This window comes from Streptomyces sp. NRRL B-24085, assembly GCF_001282115.1.
Lineage (GTDB): Bacteria > Actinomycetota > Actinomycetes > Streptomycetales > Streptomycetaceae > Streptomyces.
In genome coordinates this window covers 1-21,973 of sequence record NZ_LJBR01000214.1, presented here as the reverse complement: position 1 = coordinate 21,973, position 21,973 = coordinate 1, and the positions used below count along the sequence as shown (strand labels likewise).

Below are 21,973 nucleotides of genomic sequence, written 5' to 3'. Positions count from 1 at the left end.
CAGCCGTGCCCAGCCCGACCCCGCCACCGCGACCGCCCTCGACCCTCCGGGGTACTCGTGCGCCACGCAGGTCGGAATGTCCGGACGCGCACCCTTCGCGTGGCAGCCTGTGCGACGTCATCACCCCTCGCTTCGAAGGTGAGCACCATGACCACCCTCCACCACGAACACGCCTCTCACGCGCACACGCACGGCTCGGGCTGCGGGCACACCGAGGTGCGGCACGAGGACCACGTCGACTACGCGCACGACGGACACCTGCACCGCGAGCACGAGGGTCACTGGGACGAGTGCGAGCCCGGCGGGCACGTCTCGCACGAGGGGCACGACCACCGGCACGGCCAGGACTGCGGTCACGAGAGCGTGCTGCACGGCGATCACGTCGACTACCTCCACGACGGCCACCGGCACGCCGCCCACGAGGGCCACTGGGACGACCACTGACCTGATCGCGACCTGCCGACGGCTCCCCGCCGCACCACGTGGGGAGCCGTCGGCCTATCGTGGGCCGGATCACGTTCACCGTTCCCCCTGGACGACATACCGACCAGTCGGCATGATGGTCGGTACCCGTTCCCGCGCGCGTAAGGAGCCCTGATGAGCCCCGACCATCCGCCAGGCCTCGACCTCGACCGGCTGCGCGGCCTGCTCGACCGTGAGCGGCCCGGCCTGGTGCAGGGCCCCCTGACCGGCCGGCTGATCGAGGGCGGACGGTCGAACCTCACGTACGCGGTGTCGGACGGCGCCACGAAGTGGGTCGTACGGCGGCCCCCGCTCGGCCACGTCCTGGCCACCGCGCACGACATGAAGCGCGAGCACCGGGTCATCAGCGCCCTGCACCCCACGGACGTACCGGTCCCGAACCCGGTCCTGCTGTGCGAGGACCCCGCGAACGAGGCCGCGCCCGGATCGCCGTTCTACGTCATGGAGTTCGTCGAGGGCACCCCGTACCGCACCGCCGACCAGCTCGCCCCGCTCGGCCCCGAGCGCACCCGCGACGCCGTGCTGTCCCTCGTCGACACCCTCGTCGAGCTGCACGCGGTGGACCCGGCGGCGGTCGGACTCGCCGACTTCGGGCGCCCTGAGGGCTTCCTGGACCGTCAGCTGCGCCGCTGGGGCAAGCAGCTCGACGCCTCCCGCAACCGCGACCTCGCCGGCATCGACGAGCTGCACGCGACGCTCGGCCGGCGCCTCCCCCGGTCCCCGACGGCCACGGTCGTGCACGGCGACTACCGGCTCGACAACGTCCTGATGGGCGACGACGACCGCATCAAGGCGATCCTCGACTGGGAGATGTCCACCCTCGGCGACCCGCTCACCGACCTCGGGCTGCTGGTGATGTACAGCCTGCCGCTGGGCATGCCCGACTCCCCGGTCTCCACGACCGCCGAGGCCCCGGGCCACCCGGACCCGGCCGAACTGGTGGCGCGGTACGCCGAGCGTTCGGGCCGGGACGTCTCGGAGGTGTCCTGGTACACGGCGTTCGCCTGGTTCAAGCTCGCCGTGATCCTGGAGGGCATCCACTACCGCTACACCAAGGGCCAGACGGTCGGCCGCGGTTTCGACCGCATCGGCGACCTCGTCCCGGTCTTCATCCAGCACGGTCTCACCACTCTTCGCGACGGCATCCAGGAAGGCTGATCCGCATGGACTTCGCGTTCGACGCGCGCACCGAGGAGCTGCGCGCCAAGCTGCTCGCCTTCATGGACGAGCACGTCTACCCCGCCGAGGCCGTCGCGGAGGAGCAGCGGGCGCAGCTGGCCTCGCCGTGGGACACGCCGGCCGTGGTGGAGGAGCTGAAGGCGGAGGCGCGCAGGCAGGGCCTGTGGAACCTCTTCCTGCCCGACTCCGAGCACGGCGCCGGGCTGACCAATCTCCAGTACGCGCCGCTCGCCGAGATCACCGGGCGTTCCCCGCAGCTGGCGCCGACCGCGCTGAACTGCGCGGCGCCGGACACCGGCAACATGGAGGTGCTCTCCCAGTTCGGCGACGAGCAGCAGAAGAAGCAGTGGCTGGAGCCGCTGCTGGCCGGTGAGATCCGCTCGGCGTTCGCCATGACCGAGCCGGAGGTCGCGTCCTCCGACGCCACGAACATCACCACGCACATCGAACGGGACGGCGACGAGTACGTCGTCACCGGCCGCAAGTGGTACATCTCCGGGGCGATGAACCCGGACTGCAAGATCTTCATCGTGATGGGCAAGACCGACCCGGACGGCGAGGACATCCGCCGCCAGCAGTCCATGATCCTGGTCCCCCGCGACACCCCGGGCGTCACGGTGAAGCGCGCGATGCAGGTCTTCGGCTACGAGGACCACTACCACGGCGGCCATGCCGAGGTGATCTTCGACCACGCGCGCGTGCCGGCCGCGAACCTGATCGGTGAGGAGGGCGGCGGGTTCGCCATCGCCCAGGCCCGCCTCGGTCCGGGCCGGATCCACCACTGCATGCGGCTGATCGGCATGGCCGAGCGGGCGATCGAGCTGATGTGCCGGCGGGCGGTCTCCCGCACGGCCTTCGGCAAGGCACTGGCCCAGCAGGGCGTGGTCCACAACTGGATCGCCGACGCGCGCGTGACCGTGGAGCAGCTGCGTCTGCTGGTCCTGAAGACGGCCTGGCTGATGGACACGGTCGGCAACAAGGGCGCGCACACCGAGATCCAGTCCATCAAGATCGCGACGCCCCGCGCGGTCGTCGACATCATCGACCGGGCGATCCAGCTCCACGGCGCGGGCGGGGTCAGCCAGGACTTCCCGCTGGCCGAGCTGTACGCCGGCGCCCGCACCCTGATGATCGCGGACGGCCCGGACGAGGTGCACCAGCGCTCGCTCGCGCGCCGGGAGCTGAAGAAGTACCTCTAGCAGGCCCGGAAGCCGCTCTACGGCCGCAGGGACCGCAGGAGGAGGTCGGCCAGGTGGTCGGCGACCTCCTGCGGTCCCATCGGGCCATCGGGGCGGTACCAGGTCGACAGGTGGTGGACCGAGCCGAAGTGGTAGTCCACGACGAGGTCGGCCGGGGTCGCCTTCGAGAAGACGCCCGCTTCCTGGCCCTCCTCGATGAGCGCGCGGAAGCGCTCGTGGTACTTCCGCCGCTCGGCCCGGACCTGCTTGTTCTTCTCCGGGCTCAGGTGGTGCATCGAGCGGAAGAAGATCGACGCGTCGTCGAGGTTCTCGATCGTGGTGACCACGACGTCCGCGGCGGCGGCCCGCAGCCGCTTCTCGATCGGCTCGTCGGCGCCCGCGAGCGCGTCCAGGCGTTCCTGCTGGACGCGCAGCACGCGCGCGTACACCTCGTGCAGGAGGTCGTCCTTGGAGCCGAAGTAGTGGTACAGCGCCCCCTTGGTGACGCCGGCCGCCTCGACGATCTCCTGCACGGAGGTGCGGTCGTAGCCCTGCTCGGCGAAGAGCCGGGTGGCGGCGGCCAGCAGCCGCTGCGGGACGGGCGTACCGTCTCCGTCCGTCGTCCTGGGCACTGTGCCGCCACCTGCCTTCCGTAAGGTCATTCGCCGTCGTGCGGTCGGGAACGGAGTTCCCGACGGAGGATCTTGCCACTGGCCGTCTTCGGCAACTCGGGCAGGATCTCCACCTGTCGCGGGTATTTGTAGGCCGCCAGTCTCTCCTTGCAGTACGCGGCGAGCGCATCGGGGTCGGTTTCGACACCCGGACGGAGGCTGATGTACGCCTTGACGGTCTCCCCGCGGTACCCGTCCGGCACCCCGACCACAGCCGCCTCCCGCACCGCCGGGTGCGTGTACAGCACGTCCTCGACCTCGCGCGGCCACACCTTGAAGCCGGATGCGTTGATCATGTCCTTCTTGCGGTCGACGACGTACAGCCAGCCCTCGGAGTCCATGAAACCGATGTCACCGGTCCGCAGCTCGCCGTCCGGGAAGGTCTCGGCGGTCGCCTCCGGCCGCCGCCAGTACCCGGGCACGACCTGCGGCCCGCGCACGACGATCTCGCCCTGCTCTCCGAACGGGACCTCGGCGCCGGCTTCGTCGACGATCCGTACGACCGTGTCGGGCCCCGGCACCCCGACCGCGAGCGTCCCGGACACCGGGTCGACGGGCGCCTCCCGCTCCGGCGGCACGGACGCGCAGGGCGCGGAGCACTCGGTCAGCCCGTAGCCGTTGCGGATGTACGGGCCGAAACCGGCCCGGAACTTCTCCACCAGGGCGGGCGGCAGCGGGGCCCCGCCCGAGGAGATGTTGACGAAGGACGAGAAGTGCTCGGGCGTGACGTCCGGGTGGGCGGCCAGGGCCATGAAGGCGGTCGAGGGGCCGACCGTGTAGTGAGGCCGGTGCTCGGCGAAGGCCTCCAGGACCACGCCCGCCTCGAAGCGGTACGTCAGCACGAGCGTGCCCACGCTGTTCAGGCACGCCCCGAGCTGGCAGACCATGCCGGTGATGTGGAACAGCGGGGCCAGGGCGTAGTACACGGGCCCCTCGGGCAGCCCGAGCCCGGTCCGCTGCCGCTCGGCGTTGTACATGATGTTGCCGTGGGTGTTGGTGGCGCCCTTGGGGGTGCCGCTGGTGCCGGAGGTGTAGCTGATCAGCGCGATGTCCGAGGGCGTGACGTCCCGTCCCTCGGGCGCCTTGTGGCCGGCCCGCGCGACCGCGGCCAGGTCGTCGGCGTCCCCGGCCTGCGGCAGCCGCTCGAAGGCGAGCACGCGCGCGTCGCCGCGGGTCTGGAAGTCCAGCTCGCACCCGGTGAGCACGATCCGCACCGGCGAGCCGGCCGCCGTCTCGCGCAGGTACGACTCCCAGGCCCGGTCGGAGCAGATCAGCGCGGCCACCTCGCCGTCCCGCAGCACATGGCCGACCTCCCCCGACTTGTACATGGGGTTGACGGGCACGACGACGGCGCCCGCCTTCCAGGCGCCGAGCAGCGCGAGCACGAACAACGGCGAGTTCTGGAGCAGGATCGCCACCCGGTCCCCGCGCTCCAGCCCGCGGGCGGCGAGGTGCCCGGCGACGGAGTCGCTGAGCTCGTCGGCCTCACGGTAGGTGAGCCGCCCGTCGAAGTAGGCGAGGAAGGGCCGCTCCGGTGCCTCGGCGACGGCCCGGCGCAGGGCGTGCACCAGCGAGTCGTCGGGGGCGATCGGAGCGCGCTGGGCCTCGCTGAGCAGCGCGAGCCAGGGCTTGGCGGCGTACCGGGACTCGCTCATCGGACCTCTTCCCACTTGCGCTGGAGGTGGTTCATGCCGGACAGCCAGCGGTCGGGCTCGGCGGCCCGCACCTGGTAGTACTCGGCGACCTCGGGGTGCGGCAGGATCAGGAAGCGGTCCTCCTCGATCCCCCGGAACAGCGCCTCTGCGACGTCCTCCGGCTCGACGGCGGTCGGCTTGAGCACCAGGTCGCCCGCGGTCCCGGTGGCCGCGAGCATGTCGGTGCGCACGCCCTGCGGGCAGATCGCGTGCACCTTGATCCCGCGGTGCCGGTACGTCAGCGACAGGTACTCGGCGAAGGCGTACGCCCCGTGCTTGGTGACGGCGTAGGGGGCCGCCCCGATCATGGTCAGCAGCCCGGCGGCGGAGACGGTCGACACGAACCGGCCGCTGCCCCGCTCCAGCCACGCCGGAAGCAGCGCGTGGGCGGCCCGGACGTGGGCCATGACGTTGACGTCCCAGGACGTGGCCCATCCGGTCTCGTCGAGCGCCTCGTCGGCGTTGCCGCCCCCGAAGGCGACCCCGGCGTTGGCGCAGTAGACGTCGACGACGCCGTCCAGGGCGTCACGGGCATCGGAGATCACGGCGGAGGCGTCCCCGGCGACGGCTGTGCCCCCGACCTCCTCGGCGACGGCCTTGGCCCGCCCGGCATCGAGATCGTTGACGACGACCCGGGCCCCCTCCGCAGCGAACCGCCGCGCGAGCGCGGCCCCGATGCCACCTCCCGCCCCGGTCACAACCACTCCGGCACCTTGCAGGGCTTCCACCATCGGTCTCCTTCGACTCCGGCTCGACTGCCCGGTCAGACTAACCGGTCGGTATGTAGGAGGGAAGGGTGACTGGTCCGGCCTTCAGGGGCGCGGGGAACTGCGCGACCAGCCACGGACGACCCGCACCCTCCCCACAACCCGCGGGAGCGCATAACGTGCACAACATGCGCCTATCCAGACGAGCCCTCCTCGCAGCGACAACGGCAGCAGCTTCAGTCACCTCGACGCCACCGGCCTCCGCCGCCCGGCCCGGTCGCAGACGAACCGGCTTCGAGAACCTCGCCGCGTCCGGCTACGAACAACTCCGAGGCCGGCGCATCGGCATCGTCACCAACCCCACGGGTGTCACCCGGAACGTCCAACACATCGTCGACGTGATGCACGCCGACGAAAGAGTGAACCTGGGGGCCGTCTTCGGCCCCGAACACGGCTTCCGCGGAACCGCCCAGGCCGGCGGCTCCGAAGGCCGCTACGACGACCCCGCGACCGGCCTCCCCGTCTACGACACGTACCTGAAGAGCGGCCAGGCCCTCGCCGACGTCTTCACCGCCTCCGCCGTGGACACGGTCGTCTTCGACATCCAGGACGTCGGCGCCCGCTTCTACACCTACATCTGGACCCTGTACGACTGCATGGAGGCGGCCCAGCTCGCCGGCAAGCGCTTCGTCGTCCTGGACCGCCCGAACCCCGTCACCGGCCGCGCGGCCCTGGGCCCGGTCCTGCACCGGGAGTTCGCGTCCTTCGTGGGCCGACAGCCCGTCTCCCAGGCGCACGGCATGACCGTCGCGGAGCTGGCCCGCCTTTTCAACGGCGAGTTCCTCACCACGCCCGTCCCCCTGGACACGGTCCTGATGACGGGCTGGCGGCGCTCGGAGTTCTACGACGACTGGGACCTGCCCTGGGTCCCGCCGAGCCCGAACATGCCGACCCCGGACACCGCGCTGGTGTACTCCGGCACCTGTCTCTTCGAGGGGACGAACCTCTCGGAGGGCCGCGGCACCACCCGCCCCTTCGAACTGCTCGGCGCGGAGGGCCTGGACGGCCGCTGGGCCGCCGCCGCGAACGAACTCGGCCTGCCCGGCGTGCACTTCAGGGAGGCCTACTTCGCGCCCACCTTCTCCAAGTTCCAGGGAAAGACGATCGGCGGGGTGCAGATCCACGTCCACGACCGGCCCGCGTACGACCCCGTCCGCACCGGTGTCGCCCTGCTCGTGACCGCCAGGCAGACCTGGTCCGGGTTCGCCTGGCGCGCGGACAACTGGATCGACAAGCTCACCGGGTCCAGCCGGGTCCGCACGATGATCGACGCCGGCGCGGGCACCGACGAGGTCGTGGCGGGCTGGCAGGAGGAGCTGAGCGCCTTCCGGCGGATGCGGAAGAACTATCTCCTCTACAGATGAGCCGTGCGTACGGATGAGCCGTCGGTGCCGGCGGCGGGGCCGTTGTCCACGGACCCGCCGCCGACCGCCGTACCGGCACCGGTGCTCCTACCGGTGCGAGGTGAACTCCACCACCTGCTGGTAGGTCGGACGGTTCTGCCAGCTGATGTTGTAGTGCTTGATGCCGCCCAGGGTGCGCTGCACGATCGAGTCGGCGCACCACTGGTCGCCCGCCGAGCACACGTCGTCGCCGGGGTAGACCTGGGCCGCGGTCTTGCCGGCCGCCGTCTTCAGGGTGCTGATGAGGATGTCCCGGCAGGCGCCGAGGCTGCCGCCGCCGCAGTACTTGTCCGCCAGCGGGCCCCGCACGCTCTCGCCGAGCACCGCGCGGACGTCCTTGTCGACGTAGCTCCACCAGCCGTACTGGAAGGAGCTGCCCGCGTGGGCGCCGGTGGGGCCGTGCGCGGCCGACGGGGACTCGTCGACGGGCAGGTTGGCCTGCATGGCGGTGTACAGGGAGGTGCCGAGGCCCGGTTCGAAGATGCCCTTGGCCAGCAGCGGCCACCACGCGTCCAGGATGCGGATCGCGTCGGCGTCGGCGTACTTCTTCGAACCGGCCGACGTCTCGGTGCGCTTGCCGCCGGCCGTCAGCCACGTCTGGAGCTTGCTCACCGCCGCCGCGGCCGTGGAGTCGGTGACCGTCGAGCTGTTGATCACCTTGAGCAGGTCCGGGAGGACGTCCTCCGCGCGCAGGTCGGCGAGGGCCGCGTCGGCCATGGCCTTCACCAGTGAGGTCCTGGTGACCCCGCCCGCGGCGACCAGTTTCTTCACCCGGTCCTCCAGCAGGTTGCCGCGGTGCACCGAGCCGTCGCCCCAGGGCGCGGTCGTGTAGTCCTTGGCCTGCTTGTTGTTCCAGGAGATGTAGTAGTCCTGGTCGATGGAGTTGGGGTGCGCGGAGGGCGGGGTGTAGTCGGCGGTGTTGGTCGCCGGGTTCCAGTTCCGCCACTCGTACGCCGACTGCGCCCACACCGGGAACTCGGCGTCGACGCCGGACGCGCGCACCGGGTTGTCCCCGCTGTTGTAGTACGCGGTGTGCGTGGAGTCGGCGTAGAACCAGTTGAAGGTGTAGTTGATGTGCTGCACCGCGCTCTGGAAGGTCTGCGGGCTCTTGACGTAGTCGGGGTCGTTGAGCATCTGGAAACCGATGATCGAGTCGGCCTCGTGCATGTAGGAGGAGCGCAGGGTGGTGTAGGCGACCTTCTTGCCGCCGACGGTCGCCCGGTAGTCGACGGGGCCGTACTTCGTGCGCCAGACCCGCATCGTGTACGACCCCGCGGCGGTGCCGTCGGCCGTGGTCGGGGTCCAGGAGTTCCTCTGCTCGATCTTCTCCATGGCCGTGCAGGTGCCGTGGTACAGGTAGTGGTAGTCGTCCTGGCACAGTTCGACGGCGTAGGTGTCGATGATGTCCTGGCCGGAGGTCGTGGCGGACCACGAGTAGTCCTGTCCGCGGCCGAGTTCGACGTACATGCTCAGGCCGGCGAAGGAGGCGCCGCGGGCGCTCAGGCCCGGGCCCTGGATCTCCTGGAGCATGAGGAGCTGGGGGGCGAAGTAGCCGGTCTGGGGGCCGAAGACGGCGACCGGGTGACCGCTGGCCGTGTACTTCCCGCTCACCACGAGGGCGTTGGACATGCCGCGCTTGGCGGAGGTGAGGGCGTTCGCGGTGGCCGTGGCGGAGGCGGCACTCGCGCTCTGGTCGGCGCCGGTGCCCGTGGGGTCGTGGACCAGCGGCTCGGTGCTCACCGAACCGGCGTCGGGCAGCGCCTCGCCCTGGGGGTTCGCGGGCTTGCCGGCGTACGGGAAGCTCTCGCCGTTGTGGACGGTGAGGACGGCCTCGGGGTCGTTGCGCTCGCGGAAGGACTCCCAGACCTCGGTGCCCTTCGTCACGCCGTACCGCTCCTGGGCGGCCATCAGGGAGATCGCGTTGTTGACCTCGCCGCCGCCCCCTGAGCCGAACAGGGCGCCGATGACGGAGGCCAGCGCGACCAGGTCGGTGAGCTTGAAGTGCTCGATGGTACCGGCGTTGGTGATCGAGTCCTTGTGGCCGGTCAGGACGTACTCGCCGGGGAAGTAACGGCCGCTGTCGGAGGCGTCGATGTAGGCGTTGATGCCGGCGAGATAGGCGTTGGCGTCGGCGAGTGCCTGCTGGCCGCGGGCTCCGTTGGCCGCGACCGCGTTGTCGATCTGCGCCTGGAGGTCGGCCTCGCTGTAGGGCGCGTTGCGCCAGAACTGCTGCTCCAGCCCCTGGTTGGAGGGGGCGCCGCCCGCGAAGGCGGTCAGCTGTCCCCGGCCCACGTGCCGGAAGACGTCCATGAGCCACAGCCGGTCCTGTGCGGCCGCATAGCCCGCGCCGAACTCGGTGCCGTACCGGGTGGTACCGGTGATGTGCGGGACGCCCGTCTTCTTGTCACGGACGATCTTCACGTCGGTGCGGCCGGCCGGGCTCAGGGTGGAGGCCACCTGATCGGACGGGACCCCGAACGACGCGTCGTTGAAGAAGGTGTTGATGGTGGAACTGGTGAGCGTGGGGTACCCCTTGGCCAGGTTGGCGTAGGGGCCGAGCTGGTCCTCGGCGTGGTCGGGCTGGGTGCCGAAGGCCTGGTTGAGGAGGATCTGCGCGAGGGTCGCGTTGCCGTTCTGACCGGGCGGCAGGATGTCGGAACACTGGCCGCCGCAGTAGTCGTTGGGCGCCGCCGTCTCCGCGGCCGAGGCCGTCTGGGCAAGCGGGGACAAAAGACCGGCAATCAGGACGCATATGGATGCGGACTTCAGGAACCCGGTGAGTCTGCCGGGAGTTCTCAGTCTGTCGAGTGCGGTGCGTGAGGTGCGCCGTGGCATGGCAGCTCCAACCGACGGGGGGTGTGGCCGGACGTTACCGCCGGTATCCCCGGGATTGAAGATGAACATGCGTCAAGTTTTGGCAGGGGTTCTTGAGCTTATGGGGGGCATCGGAAATCGGATGGAGCCGAATCGCTTGTCGATACGTCTATTCGGCAACGCCGTGCGAAGTCCGTGCGGCGACGCCGAAGTGACCGAAGTACAGGTGCAGGTGTGACGGAGGTGCAGGGCGATGGCCGGTTTCCGGAGTCTGGCGAGACAGGTGCGGGATCCGCGGTGCGATCTGGCGCTTCGGCGCTACTCGCTGCGCAAGTGCCTTGAGCGGTTCGCCCCTTACGGGCACAGGGCGACCTGGGACCACTTGTGCTCCCGGGCGGGATTCGGTCCCGAGGACCGCTCCCCGGACCCAGCGCGGCTCGTGGCCGCACTGGAGGAACTGGAGGAGGCGCGTTCGGTCTGGCTGGCCTACGAGGTCGAGTTCGCCGAGCGGCGCAAGAAGGAGAAGCACGACGGGTTGCGCAGGCCGGGCAGTGTGGACGACTGGCACCGGCTGACCTGGGGCGGGTTCGGAGTCGCGTGGTGCGACGACCCCAGGGTGCACCCCGATGACTCGCTGGCCGAGGTGTTGCGCAGGCTGATCTCCGCGCTGGAGCGCGAACCGGGCGCGGTGTGCCCGGTGTGCGACGGGGAGCGGCTTGTCTGGAAGTACGAACTGGACCACGAACCCTCGACCGGCCCGGTCTGCGCGGACTGCGGAATCCTGGTGCCGCGGCCCGTGCTCACACCCGAGGCCCTGGCGGACGCCAGGCGCGGACGGTTGCTGATGTCGGCCTAGAGCGTGTGGGCGCGCCGGGGGTGCGCCGGGGATGCCGCACCCCCTGTTGAACGGGCTCGGAATGTCAGTGCCGCCTGGCACCATCGAGGAATGGTGCAGGTGTGTCTCAACGGTCCGCGCGGGGCCGCCGACGGGTCGGCGGTGCCCCTCACGCCCTTGGCGATGGCGGAGTCGGCGGCCGAGGCCGTGGCCGCGGGCGCCACGGACATCCATGTCCACCCCAAGACACCGTGCGGGCGGGACAGTCTGTCGCCGCGGGTGGTCGCGGCGACGCTGGAGGCGATCCGCGCACGGGTGTCGGTCCCGGTCGGTGTGACGACCGGCGCCTGGGCGGAACAGGACCCGGCGGAGCGGGTCGCCCGCGTCCGGAGCTGGACCGTGCTGCCCGACCACGCCTCGGTGAACTGGCACGAGCCGGGGGCCGAGTCGCTCGCCGCGGCGCTGATCGACCTGGGCGTCGGCGTGGAGGCCGGCATCTGGTCCGGTACGGCCGCGGCCGAGCAGTTCGCGCAGTCCCCGCTCGGGCCGAAGGTGCTGCGCGTCCTCGCGGAGGTGACGGACACCGACGCGCCGGAGGCCACCGCGCGCTCGCTGCTCGCCGAGCTCGGCGGGGCCCACGGCCGTCCCGTGCTGCTGCACGGCGAGGACGCCGGCGCCTGGCCGGTGCTGCGGCTGGCCGGCCGGCTGGGGCTCGCGACGAGGGTCGGCCTGGAGGACATGCTGGTCCTGCCGGACGGCCGACGGGCCTCGTCCAACGCTCAGTTGGTGGCCGAGGGGCTGGTCCAGTACGGGTGGGCCCAGCGGTCGCCGTAGGGCAGGGCGAGGAGTTCGGCCCGGACGGCCAGGCCGAACTCGCCGCGGGCGCGCAGGCGGGCGGGGGCGTGGGCGGCCAACCAGGACCGGAGCGCGGCGACCACGGGGCCCGTCCGGAAGCGGTCGAGGAGCGGGGTCATGTCTCCCAGGATCATGGCGCAGGTCTCGAACACGTCGTGCACGGGGTACGGCGGCTCAGGGGTCCCGAGGGTGTCGTCCCACCATGTGAGCACGAACGCCTCGACGGCCACCGCCTGTTCGGCCGGCCAGGCCCGCCAGTCGACCCGGCTCAGGCCGTGCCGCCCCCGACCGATGCCTTCCATGCTGCCGTCGGCCATGGCGTGCGCGGTCTGCGGCAGGAGGCGGCGCATCACCGCGGCGTGATCCTCGAAGTGGTCGGGGACCTTGAAGACGAACCGGCGCACCGGATCGGCGGGCACCCGGGTGTACGGCATGCGCAGATACGCCGTCTCCGCCGGGAGGAAGCACCGCTCGCACCCGGTCTCGGCGGGACTAGCGAAGCCGTTGAACACGGTGTCGATGTCCGCCAGGGCTGCCTCAAGGGCGGTTGCGCTCATGGGAGTCGATCCCGTCAGGACTCCGGGCACGGAGTCGCCGCCGGCCGAAGAGCGCGACGCCACCAGGCCCCGGCAGGACGCACCAGCGGGTTCCTGCACGGCCGGGGCGGAACGGATGCCGCGCCCGGCCGTACGGCTCAGCGGCAGCGTTCCTGGTCGCGGCGGTCGTTCTTCTGCCCGCCGCCGCCCCGCTCCACCAGCAGCCGTGAACCGGTCAGCCGGTCGCCGAAGACGTCGTCGGGGTTGGACAGGACGCACGTGTCGAGGGAGAGGCAGCCGCACCCGATGCAGTCGGTGAGGTGGTCGCGTAGGCGGTTCAACTGCTTGATGCGCTCGTCGAGTTCGGAGCGCCACGCCTCGGAGAGGCGGGCCCAGTCCTCGCGGGTGGGGGTGCGTTCCTCGGGGAGCTGGGAGAGGGCGTCGCGGATGGTGGCCAGGGGGATGCCGACGCGTTGGGCGGCCCGGACGAACGCGACCCGGCGCAGCGCGTCACGGGAGTAGCGGCGTTGGTTGCCCGTCGTGCGACGGCTGCTGATCAGGCCCTTGGACTCGTAGAAGTGCAGGGCGGAGACGGCGGCGCCGCTGCGGGCGGCGAGCTGGCCGACCGTGAGTTCGTGGATCTTCTCGGGAATCTGGGGCACCCCTCGAAGCCTACCCATGCCGTCACCCTCGCGGTCCGTTGACAGGGGCTTCCCGGCCGACCATGCTAAGCAGTCGCTTAGACATCATGTGGCGAGGAGGCCGGGACATGGCAGAGCCGAGGATCTTCACGGGCGCCGACGACCTGAAGGCGGCGGTCGGCGAGCAGCTCGGGTACACCGACTGGCTGGAGGTCGACCAGAAGCGCATCGACCTGTTCGCGGACGCCACGGGTGACCACCAGTGGATCCACGTCGACCCGGAGAAGGCCGCGCAGGGCCCCTTCGGCACGACCATCGCGCACGGCTATCTCACCCTGTCCCTGCTGCCGCTGTTCGGACCGCAGCTCATCAAGGTCGAGGGCGTGCGGATGGGCGTCAACTACGGGACGAACAAGGTGCGTTTCCCCGCGCCGGTTCCCGTGGGCTCCCGTCTGCGCGCCACCGCGCGGATCACCGGCGTCGAGGACGTGGCGGGCGGTGTGCAGGTCACCGTCGCCTTCAGCGTGGAGCGCGAGGGCGGGGACAAGCCGGTGTGCGTGGCGGAGTCGGTGTCCCGCTACTACCTCTGAGCGGCTACTTCGCCGCCCCCACCATCCGCAGCACGAGGTCGGCGTCGAGCGCGCCGACCTCGTCGGGCGTCCAGGGGCCGTCGACGTTGAACCAGCGGGCCACGTCGATGCAGAGCGACATGACGGCGAGGGTGGTGCCCTTCACGTCGAGCACGTCGAACTCACCCGAGGCCACGCCGTCCTCGATGATCCCGCGCACCACGGCGTCGCACTGCCGGCGCAGGTCGAGGATCTCGGCGCGGGCGTCGGGGCCGAGGGAGTCCAGTTCGTACTGGACGACCCGGGCGGTGGTACGGCCGCCGGCGTGCCACCGCACGAAGGAGCTGACCGCGTTCGCGAGCCGCTCGGTCGCGGTGCCCTCGCCGCGGGCCGCGACCTGGAGGATCTCCAGCGCCTTCGCGTGACCGATCCGGCTGATGCGGTGCAGCAGCTCTTCCTTGGTCTTGTAGTGGATGTAGAGCGCGGCGGGGCTCATCCCGGCCCGGCCCGCGATGTCCCGGGTCGTGGTGGCGTGGTAGCCGCGCTCGGCGAACGCCTCCACCGCGGCGACGAGCAGCCGCCGCGCCGCGTCGGGCGTGACCTCGCCCCACGCCGACGTCTCGCCGCCGGCCGTCTCCTCCGCCGTACTCATCGCACGCCCCTCTCCACTGTTCAGAACCCCCACCATACCGCCGAACCTGAGCGAGCGCTTAGCATCCCCGCTCAGGGGGTGCCGGGCACGGGAAGGAGAGCGTTGCCGACCCCGCGGGTCCGTGGACGGCCCTCCGGACCGACCTGGCCACGACACCTTCGAGCCGGAGCGAGATGGAGAACCTCGGGGCGAGGCCGTACGCGGGGCGAGGATGGCGGGCCAGTACGGCGGCCCGAGCTTCCCCTGACGGGCTGACCACGACCCCACGAGCCCAGGGCCGAAGGGAGTGGGGCCCCAACAGACCGAAGCGCAAGTCCGCAGGTCCGAGTGGGGGCGGGGCGACGCCGAACCCCCGGGTGCCGAAGGCAGCGGGCACCTGCTGCGACCCATGCCTCCCCGGACGGGCCGGGTCACGACCACGAGCCTGAGCGAAGGCGGAAGCCCGGGGCAGGGCCGAAGGGGGTGGGGCGCCACCGGCGCCCCCAACAGACCGAAGAAAGACTCCGCAGGTCCGAGTGGGGGCTGGGCGATGCCGGAAGGCCGGGGGCCGAGGGCGGTGGGCAACTACCGTGGGCCGAGCCTCCGTGGGCCCCGGCAGGGCGTCCCGGTCGTCCCCGTCACAGCTTCTCGAACGGGTCGTGTTCGGCGAGCAGCTTTTCCAGGCGGGCCTGGTCGACCCGGCTGACGATCTGGCCCGCCTCCTGGCGGTCGCGGATGACCTTGGCGAGGGTGAACGCGGAGGTGACCAGGTACAGGACGGCGATCGCGAGGAAGCCCCGCACCCAGGCGTCGGCGTTCAGACGGAAGATGCCGACGGCCGTCGCGGCCATGGCCACGGCGAAAGAGGCGACGGCCTGACCGTAGAAGGCGGCCGTGTTCTGCTGCTTGACCGGTGTGTCACTCATGGCCAGAGTCTCGGCCAGGAGCGGCAGGGGCCACATCCGCTCAGGTACTCAGACGGTACTCAGAACGCCGAGACCCCCGTCAGCGCCCGCCCGATCACCAGCTTCTGGATCTGGCTCGTGCCCTCGTAGAGGGTCATCACGCGGGCGTCCCGCAGCAGTTTGCCCGCCGGGTACTCGTCGATGTAGCCGTAGCCGCCGAACACCTGAAGCGCGTTGTTCGCGGCGCGCACCGCCGCCTCCGAGGCGAAGAGCTTGGCCTTGGAGGACTCGACGGCGAAGGGCTCGCCGCGGTCGATCAGGTCGGCCACCCGCCAGGTCAGCAGCCGGGCCGCGTCCACGTCGACGGCGATGTCGCTGATCAGTTCCTGGACCAGCTGGTGCCCCGCGATCGGCTTGCCGAACTGCTCGCGCTCCCCGGCGTACCGGACAGCCGCGTCCAGCGCGGCCTGGGCTATGCCCACGCACCCCGCCGCCACCGACATCCGCCCCTTGGCCAGCGCGGACATGGCGACGGAGAACCCCTTGCCCTCCTCGCCGAGCATCGCGGAGGCGGGCACGCGCACCCCCTCCAGGACCAGTTCGGCGGTGGCCTGGCCGCGCAGGCCGAGCTTGCCGTGGATCGTGCGGCGGGTGAGCCCGGGGGTGTCCGTCGGTACGAGGAAGGCGGAGACGCCCTTGTGGCCGGGCGCGTCCGTGGACCGGGCGAACAGCAGCACCACGTCGGCCCACGTGCCGTTGGTGATGAACATCTTGGTGCCGTCGATGACGTAGTCGTCGCCGTCCCGCACCGCACGCGTGGCCAGGTTGCCCGCGTCGGAGCCGGTGCCGGGCTCGGTGAGGCCGAAGCAGCCGACGTAAGCGCCGGAAGTGAGCCCGGGGAGCCAGCGCCGCTTCTGTTCCTCGCTGCCCCACGCGGCGACCGTCTTGGCGACCAGCCCCAGCGAGACGGACACGATCCCGCGCACGGACGAGTCGCCTCGCCCCAGCTCCTCGGTGACCAGGCAGTACGCGAGGTGGTCGCCGCCCGAGCCGCCGTACTCCTCGTCGATCGTCAGCCCGAGGAAACCGACCTCGCCGAGCTTCTTGACGATGGACCGGTCCACCTCCTCCGCGCGGTCCCAGGCGACGACGTGGGGGGCGATCTCCCGGGACACGAAGTCCCGCGCGAGCCGCCGGACGGCGGTCTGCTCCTCGCTGAGCCCCAGGTCGACCACGAGATCACCTCACTTGAGAAGGACACGATTAAATTAGCACTGCTAGTTTCTTGTTCGCAGCCCTACTATGTGCGCCATGGCCCGACCGCGCAAGCCCCTCCTCAGCACCGACCGGATCGTCGAGACGGCCCGCGCGCTCGTGGACGCGGAGGGCCTGGCGGCACTGTCCACGCGCCGGCTCGCGGCGGAACTCGGGGTCAGCGGCCCGTCCCTCTACAACCACTTCCGGACGAAGGACGAGATCCTGGAGGCCGTCGCCGACTCGGTGAGCGCCCAGGTCGACCTGTCGATGTTCGAGGACGGACGGGCCTGGCGGACCGCCCTGCACGACTGGGCCGTCTCCTACCGCACCGCCCTGCGCGACCACCCCAACATCGTCCCGGTCCTGGCCCGGGGCCCCGGCCGGCGCCCCGCCGGACTGCGCCTGGCCGACGCGGTCTACGGCGCCATGGTCGACGCGGGCTGGCCCCCTGCGCAGGCCACCTCCATCGGCGCGCTGATGCGGTACTTCGTCATGGGCTCGGCGCTCGGTTCGTTCGCCGCGGGCTTCGTGGACGACGCGAGCGCGTACGACCCCGCCGACTATCCCCACCTCGGCCAGGCGCACCTGCTCGCCGAGCAGCAGGAGAAGATCGACGAGCGGGCGTTCGAGACCGGTCTCCGGGCCCTGCTGGACGGTCTCGCCCGGCAGTACGAGCAGGTCGGACGCCCCGCGTAGCCCCGCTCCGACGGGTGCCGCACTTGTTTCGGTGGGCGCCGAAACATTCCTGCCCCATGCTGGACCGCATGACCAAGGACCCGCAGGCACCCCGACTGGCGAGGCTCGCCGCCCTGATCGCCGACGAGACCCGGGCCGCCTGCCTCCTGGCGCTCCTCGACGGCCGGGCCTGGACCGCGGGCGAGCTCGCCCGCCACGCGGGGGTCGCCGCGTCGACCATGAGCGAGCACCTCGGCCACCTGGTCGCGGGCGGACTGCTCGCGCAGGAGCGCCAGGGGCGCCACCGGTACGTGCGCCTCGCCGACGCGAGGGTGGCGCACCTGGTGGAGGACCTCGCGGCACAGGTCTCCCCGGACCCGGACCGACGTCCGCGGAACCTGCGGGAGGCGAGCGCCGGTTCGGCGATGGCCCGGGGCCGCACCTGCTACGACCACTTCGCGGGCCGCCTGGGCATCGCCCTGACGGACGCACTGACAGCTCGTGAACTCCTGCGCCAGGACACGGGGTTCGCCCTCACGGAGGCGGGCCTCGCGTGGTTCGCGGACGCCGGCATCGCCCTCCGCCGCACGGGCCGCCGCCCCCTGGCCCGGGCCTGCCTCGACTGGACGGAACGCCGACCGCACCTGGCGGGCGTGGCCGGGGCGGCCCTGTGCCGGCACGCGCTGGAGGCGGGCTGGTGCGTGCGCATCGGTTCGGAGAGGGCGGTGAAGGTGACGGCGACGGGAGAACAGATGTGGGCCGACCTCCTGGGCATCGACACCCGAACGCTGCGCTGAGCGTCCGCGAACGGCCCGTCCGAAATCCGCGAGCCCTGGCTCGCCCCGGTCCTTAACCTCAGGAGCATGATGCACCCCCGCCGCACCGAACTGTTCGCAGCCGCCGCAGCCACCGTCACCGTCGTCCTCTGGGCCTCCGCCTTCGTCTCCATCCGCAGCGCGGGTGCCGCCTACTCCCCCGGCGCGCTCGCCCTCGGCCGGCTCCTCTCCGGCGCCCTCGCCCTGGGCGTGATCTGCCTGATACGCCGGGAAGGGCTCCCCCCGCGCTCCGCCTGGCGCGGCATCGCGATCTCCGGCGTGCTGTGGTTCGGCTTCTACATGGTCGTCCTCAACTGGGGCGAACAGCAGGTGGACGCGGGCACCGCGGCCCTGGTCGTGAACATCGGCCCGCTCCTGATCGCCCTGCTCGGCGCGCGCCTGCTCGGCGACGCGATGCCGCCCCGGCTGCTGGCCGGGATGGCGGTGTCCTTCGCGGGCGCGGTCACCGTGGGCCTGTCGATGTCCGACGACGGCGGCGCCTCCGTGCTCGGTGTGGTCCTGTGCCTGCTCGCGGCCATCGCCTACGCCGGCGGAGTCGTCGCGCAGAAGCCGGTCCTGGGCTCCGCGTCCCCGCTTCAGGCGACGACCTTCGGCTGCCTCGTGGGCGCCGTCGTCTGCCTGCCGTTCGCCGGCCGGCTGGTGTCCGAGGCCGCCGACGCCCCCGCCTCGGCGACCCTCAACATGGTCTACCTGGGCGTGTTCCCGACCGCCCTGGCCTTCACCACCTGGGCCTACGCCCTCGCCCGTACGACCGCCAGCCGCATGGGCGCGACCACCTACGCGGTGCCCGCGCTGGTCGTCCTGATGTCGTGGCTGGCGCTCGGCGAGGTCCCGGGGCTGTTCACGCTCGCGGGCGGGGTGCTGTGCCTGGCGGGCGTGGCGGTGTCCCGCTCCCGCGCACGGGCGGCCGCGGCCCCGGTGACGGCACCGGAACCGCGGCCCGAGAAGGCGTCGGACCCCGCGTGAACCCGCCCTGCCCGCCTACCGGTGCGGTTGTCGGGCGGCTGCGGATGAGTGGGGGCCGGTCGCGCGGTTCCCCGCGCCCCCTCGTGCACACGCCGACCGGCGGTCAGAACACCACGAGGGCCCTGCCGCCCTTGCCCGCCAGCATGTTGTCGAAGGCCACCGGAATGCCGTCCAGCGCGATCCGCTCGGTGACCAGCATCCCGAGGTCCAGACGGCCCTCCCGGACGTGCTCGGCGAGCACCGGGAGGTCCGCGGCGGGGTCGGAGTCGCCGTAGACGCAGCCCGCGAGGGTGCGGCCCCAGTGGAAGATCTCCAGGGCGTTGAAGGTGACCTGCTGGTCCTTGCCGCCGATGCCGACGACCGTCGTACGGCCGCCGCGGCGGGTGGAGTCCCAGGCCGTGCGGATGGTCGACGCGCGGCCGACGCACTCGACGGCGACGTCGACACCCTGCTTGCCGGTGAGGCCCCTGATCTCGCGGGCGGTGTTCTCGGAGGCGATCACGTAGTCGGTGGCTCCGGCGGCGCGCGCCAGCTCCTCCTTCTCCGGTGAGACGTCGACCGCCACGATCTTCGAGGCGCCCGCGATCCGGGCGGCCTGGAGCGCGGCCAGTCCCACTCCCCCGACGCCGTACACCGCGACCGTCTCGCCCTCGCGGACCCGCGCCGAGTGGTGGACGGCGCCGTAGCCGGTGAGGACCGCGCAGCCCAGCAGGGCGGCGTCGGTGAGCGGGATGCCCTCGGGGAGCGGCAGGAGGCAGGACTCGGGGACGACCGTCTCCTCGGCGAACGCGGCGACGTTCAGGCCGGGATGGAGGTCTGTGCCGTCGGCGGTGCGGGCGTGGACGTCGGCGGCGCCGTTCAGCGCGTTGGCGCACAGCCAGACCTCGCCGAGCGAGCAGGCGTGGCAAGCACCGCAGGAGGGAGCCCAGTTGAGGACGACCCCGGCTCCGGGCGACACCCCGGTGACCCCCTCCCCCACGGCGACGACCGTGCCCGCGCCCTCGTGGCCGAGGACGGCCGGGACGGGGACGCGCATGGTGCCGTTGGACAGGGACAGGTCGGAGTGGCAGACCCCGGCGGCGGCGAGGCGGACCCGGACCCGGCCGGGTCCGGGGTCCGGGAGGTCGATGTCGACGACCTCCAGGGGAGCACCCACGGCGGGAAGGACGGCGGCACGAACCACGGGAGGACTCCTCAGAACTGGAGGGACTTGGTCTGGAGGTACTCGGCGAGTCCGTGCGGGCCGAGCTCGCGGCCGACGCCGGACTGCTTGTAACCGCCGAAGGGGGCAAGGGGGTTGAAGCGTCCGCCGTTGATGTCGACCTGCCCGGTGTCCATCCGGCGGGCGAAGGCGACCGCCTCCGCCTCGTCACCGGCCCAGACGGCGCCCGCGAGGCCGTAGACCGTGCCGTTGGCGATGCGCAGGGCGTCCTCCTCGTCCTCGTAGCGCAGGACGGACAGGACCGGGCCGAAGATCTCCTCCTGGGCGATCGTCATCTCGGCTGTCACGTCGGCGAAGACGGTCGGGGCGACGAAGTAGCCCTGCTCGCGCGGGGATTCGGGACCGCCGACGACCAGCCGGGCGCCCTCGGCGACGCCCTTCTCGATGTAACCCCGCACCCGTGCCTGCTGCTTGGCGTTGACGACGGGTCCGATGCGCTCGCCGTACTTCGCGGCGGCGGTGGCGGCGAGCTCGACGGCCTCGTCGTACTGGTCCCGGTGGACGAGCATCCGGGTCCAGGCGCTGCACGTCTGGCCGGAGTTGGACATCACGTTGGCGACGCCGACGTTGACCGCCTTGGCGAGGTCGGCGCTGGGCAGGATGACGTTGGCGGACTTGCCGCCCAGCTCCAGGGCGACCTTCTTCAGGGCGGCACCGGCGGTGGCGCCGATCTTCCGGCCGACCGCGGTGGAGCCGGTGAAGGAGACCAGGTCGACGTCCGGGTGCTCGGCGAGGGCCTGCCCCGCGACCGGGCCGAGCCCGGTGACCAGGTTGAGGACCCCGGCCGGGACACCGGCCTCGTGGACCGCCTCGGCGAAGAGCTGGGCGACCAGCGGGGTGTCCTCGGCGGGCTTGAGGACGACCGTGCAGCCCGCGGCGAGGGCCGGGGCGACCTTGGCGACGATCTGGTGGAGGGGATAGTTCCAGGGTGTGATCGCGGCGACCACACCGACCGGTTCCAGGTGGACGGTGGAGTTGCCCAGCTTCTCCTCGAAGGAGTACGTCGCGGCGAGCTCGGCGTAGGAGGCGGCGACCGCGACGGGGACGGCGGCGTGGACGTTCTGCGAGAACTTCAGCGGTGAGCCGAGTTCCGCGGTGACCGTCTCGGCGATCTCGTCCTTGCGGGCCGCGAGGACGTCCCGGAGTGCGGCCAACCGGGCGGCCCGCTCGGCCGGAGCGGTCGCGGCCCAGGCCGGGAGGGCGGTACGGGCGGCCTTCACGGCGCTGTCGACGTCCTCGGCGGTGCCGGCCGGGACCCGGGCGATGACCTGCTCGTCGGCCGGGTTCACGACCTCGATCACGTCCGGGCCGGCGGCCGGGCGCCACTCCCCGTCGATGTACATGCCGTCGTGCGCCTTCATGGTGCGTCCTCCCGGGCTGGGCCGTGCCGTGTCGTCCGGCCTCATAAACTAGCGACGATAGTTTTTTCGCGCCAGAGCAGGACCGGACCGTCCACGGACATCAGAAGTCCACACGGGCCCGCTCGTCCACCCGCGCCACGGCTTCCCGGCGGAAGGGGGCGCCGGCGAGGAGGCCCCTGGGCGTGTTGCGGCCGCGCACCTGCCCGGCGGAGAGGGAGCGGCCGCTCAGGGGGCCCGTGGCCCTCACTTCACTCCGTCGGGCCGTAGGGGCCCCTTCGCTCCGCCGCCCCCGCGTCCGCCCTCACTCGTCCAGGTCCGGCAGATGGTCCGGGGACGGGCAGATGCGGTCGCCGTGCTGGTCGAAGACGAAGAGGTGGGAGATGTCGACCAGGAGCGGGACCTGCATCCCGCGGCGCAGGTCGATGTCCGGGGTCGTGCGGACGACGAGGTCGCCGGGGAGACGGGGGTCGGCGGAGGCGGGCTCGGGAACGGGGT

22 protein-coding genes and 1 pseudogene are annotated in these 21,973 nt (G+C 71.8%); 10 read left to right on the top strand and 13 right to left on the bottom strand.

Going from position 1 to position 21,973, the window contains the following annotated elements; all coding sequences use genetic code 11:
* The first annotated feature begins 147 nt into the window (after nt 1-147).
* The 3 genes from AOJ26_RS23160 to AOJ26_RS23150 all read left to right on the top strand — a co-directional run bounded on the left by AOJ26_RS23160 (nt 148) and on the right by AOJ26_RS23150 (nt 2,861).
* Complete coding sequence (locus AOJ26_RS23160; protein WP_053850265.1) at nt 148-444, top strand: hypothetical protein; 297 nt, start codon at nt 148-150, stop codon at nt 442-444.
* Between the two features lie 153 nt (nt 445-597).
* Complete coding sequence (locus AOJ26_RS23155) at nt 598-1,641, top strand: phosphotransferase family protein (RefSeq protein ID WP_053850264.1); 1,044 nt, start codon at nt 598-600, stop codon at nt 1,639-1,641.
* A gap of 5 nt (nt 1,642-1,646) precedes the next feature.
* A complete protein-coding gene (locus tag AOJ26_RS23150; protein WP_053850263.1) occupies nt 1,647-2,861 on the top strand; it encodes an acyl-CoA dehydrogenase in 1,215 nt (404 codons plus the stop codon).
* Nucleotides 2,862-2,878: 17 nt separating this feature from the next.
* Here the strand turns inward: AOJ26_RS23150 and AOJ26_RS23145 are convergent, their stop codons facing one another.
* Genes AOJ26_RS23145 through AOJ26_RS23135 form a run of 3 tightly spaced genes read right to left on the bottom strand, consistent with a single transcriptional unit; the run spans nt 2,879 to nt 5,936 of the window.
* Nucleotides 2,879-3,472 (bottom strand): TetR/AcrR family transcriptional regulator, encoded by a 594-nt coding sequence (locus AOJ26_RS23145; protein WP_053850262.1) that lies wholly within the window; start codon nt 3,470-3,472, stop codon nt 2,879-2,881.
* Between the two features lie 26 nt (nt 3,473-3,498).
* Nucleotides 3,499-5,166 (bottom strand): class I adenylate-forming enzyme family protein, encoded by a 1,668-nt coding sequence (locus tag AOJ26_RS23140; RefSeq protein WP_053850261.1) that lies wholly within the window; start codon nt 5,164-5,166, stop codon nt 3,499-3,501.
* On the bottom strand, nt 5,163-5,936 hold the full coding sequence (locus AOJ26_RS23135) for an SDR family oxidoreductase (protein ID WP_053850260.1): 774 nt from the start codon (nt 5,934-5,936) through the stop codon (nt 5,163-5,165). Before AOJ26_RS23135 ends, AOJ26_RS23140 begins: the two co-directional genes overlap by 4 nt.
* Nucleotides 5,937-6,100: 164 nt before the next feature.
* On the opposite strand from AOJ26_RS23135, the gene AOJ26_RS23130 reads away from it, so the two are divergent.
* A complete protein-coding gene (locus tag AOJ26_RS23130) occupies nt 6,101-7,336 on the top strand; it encodes an exo-beta-N-acetylmuramidase NamZ domain-containing protein (protein WP_053850267.1) in 1,236 nt (411 codons plus the stop codon).
* 87 nt (nt 7,337-7,423) lie between these two features.
* On the opposite strand, the gene AOJ26_RS23125 is transcribed toward AOJ26_RS23130, so the two are convergent.
* On the bottom strand, nt 7,424-10,210 hold the full coding sequence (locus AOJ26_RS23125; protein ID WP_053850259.1) for a penicillin acylase family protein: 2,787 nt from the start codon (nt 10,208-10,210) through the stop codon (nt 7,424-7,426).
* Nucleotides 10,211-10,442: 232 nt separating this feature from the next.
* On the opposite strand from AOJ26_RS23125, the gene AOJ26_RS23120 reads away from it, so the two are divergent.
* Nucleotides 10,443-11,045 (top strand): hypothetical protein, encoded by a 603-nt coding sequence (locus AOJ26_RS23120; protein ID WP_053850258.1) that lies wholly within the window; start codon nt 10,443-10,445, stop codon nt 11,043-11,045.
* Nucleotides 11,046-11,135: 90 nt separating this feature from the next.
* Nucleotides 11,136-11,858, top strand: a complete 723-nt coding sequence (locus AOJ26_RS23115; protein ID WP_053850257.1) for a 3-keto-5-aminohexanoate cleavage protein — start codon at nt 11,136-11,138, stop codon at nt 11,856-11,858.
* On the opposite strand, the gene AOJ26_RS23110 is transcribed toward AOJ26_RS23115, so the two are convergent.
* Nucleotides 11,804-12,436: a hypothetical protein gene (locus AOJ26_RS23110; RefSeq protein WP_053850256.1), complete on the bottom strand. Its 633-nt coding sequence runs from the start codon at nt 12,434-12,436 to the stop codon at nt 11,804-11,806. The two genes, AOJ26_RS23115 and AOJ26_RS23110, sit on opposite strands and share 55 nt — an antisense overlap.
* A gap of 137 nt (nt 12,437-12,573) precedes the next feature.
* Entirely contained in the window at nt 12,574-13,077 is a 504-nt protein-coding gene (gene soxR / locus AOJ26_RS23105; protein WP_053850255.1) for a redox-sensitive transcriptional activator SoxR, read from the bottom strand.
* A gap of 107 nt (nt 13,078-13,184) precedes the next feature.
* Between soxR and AOJ26_RS23100 the strand changes: the two genes are divergently transcribed.
* On the top strand, nt 13,185-13,646 hold the full coding sequence (locus tag AOJ26_RS23100; protein ID WP_053850254.1) for a MaoC family dehydratase: 462 nt from the start codon (nt 13,185-13,187) through the stop codon (nt 13,644-13,646).
* 4 nt (nt 13,647-13,650) lie between these two features.
* On the opposite strand, the gene AOJ26_RS23095 is transcribed toward AOJ26_RS23100, so the two are convergent.
* The 3 genes from AOJ26_RS23095 to AOJ26_RS23085 all read right to left on the bottom strand — a co-directional run bounded on the left by AOJ26_RS23095 (nt 13,651) and on the right by AOJ26_RS23085 (nt 16,396).
* Complete coding sequence (locus tag AOJ26_RS23095; protein WP_053850253.1) at nt 13,651-14,277, bottom strand: TetR/AcrR family transcriptional regulator; 627 nt, start codon at nt 14,275-14,277, stop codon at nt 13,651-13,653.
* A gap of 617 nt (nt 14,278-14,894) precedes the next feature.
* Nucleotides 14,895-15,182: a YiaA/YiaB family inner membrane protein gene (locus tag AOJ26_RS23090; RefSeq protein ID WP_020117785.1), complete on the bottom strand. Its 288-nt coding sequence runs from the start codon at nt 15,180-15,182 to the stop codon at nt 14,895-14,897.
* 59 nt (nt 15,183-15,241) lie between these two features.
* Entirely contained in the window at nt 15,242-16,396 is a 1,155-nt protein-coding gene (locus AOJ26_RS23085) for an acyl-CoA dehydrogenase family protein (protein ID WP_053850252.1), read from the bottom strand.
* Between the two features lie 76 nt (nt 16,397-16,472).
* On the opposite strand from AOJ26_RS23085, the gene AOJ26_RS23080 reads away from it, so the two are divergent.
* The 3 genes from AOJ26_RS23080 (at nt 16,473) to AOJ26_RS23070 (ending at nt 18,895) form a co-directional block, all read left to right on the top strand.
* On the top strand, nt 16,473-17,114 hold the full coding sequence (locus AOJ26_RS23080) for a TetR/AcrR family transcriptional regulator (protein WP_053850251.1): 642 nt from the start codon (nt 16,473-16,475) through the stop codon (nt 17,112-17,114).
* A gap of 56 nt (nt 17,115-17,170) precedes the next feature.
* Nucleotides 17,171-17,890, top strand: coding sequence for an ArsR/SmtB family transcription factor (locus AOJ26_RS23075; RefSeq protein WP_179200362.1), 720 nt, complete (start codon nt 17,171-17,173; stop codon nt 17,888-17,890).
* Between the two features lie 69 nt (nt 17,891-17,959).
* Nucleotides 17,960-18,895 carry a DMT family transporter gene (locus tag AOJ26_RS23070; protein ID WP_053850250.1) on the top strand — a complete coding sequence of 312 codons (936 nt, stop codon included), beginning with the start codon at nt 17,960-17,962 and terminating at the stop codon, nt 18,893-18,895.
* A gap of 103 nt (nt 18,896-18,998) precedes the next feature.
* On the opposite strand, the gene AOJ26_RS23065 is transcribed toward AOJ26_RS23070, so the two are convergent.
* The 4 genes and pseudogenes from AOJ26_RS23065 to AOJ26_RS23055 form a co-directional block, all read right to left on the bottom strand.
* Nucleotides 18,999-20,078 carry a Zn-dependent alcohol dehydrogenase gene (locus AOJ26_RS23065; protein ID WP_053850249.1) on the bottom strand — a complete coding sequence of 360 codons (1,080 nt, stop codon included), beginning with the start codon at nt 20,076-20,078 and terminating at the stop codon, nt 18,999-19,001.
* Nucleotides 20,079-20,089: 11 nt separating this feature from the next.
* A complete protein-coding gene (locus tag AOJ26_RS23060; protein WP_053850248.1) occupies nt 20,090-21,478 on the bottom strand; it encodes an aldehyde dehydrogenase family protein in 1,389 nt (462 codons plus the stop codon).
* Between the two features lie 100 nt (nt 21,479-21,578).
* Nucleotides 21,579-21,725, bottom strand: coding sequence for a hypothetical protein (locus AOJ26_RS43550; protein WP_159044372.1), 147 nt, complete (start codon nt 21,723-21,725; stop codon nt 21,579-21,581).
* Between the two features lie 54 nt (nt 21,726-21,779).
* Nucleotides 21,780-21,973: pseudogene (locus AOJ26_RS23055) on the bottom strand (sugar ABC transporter ATP-binding protein); the annotation flags it as partial.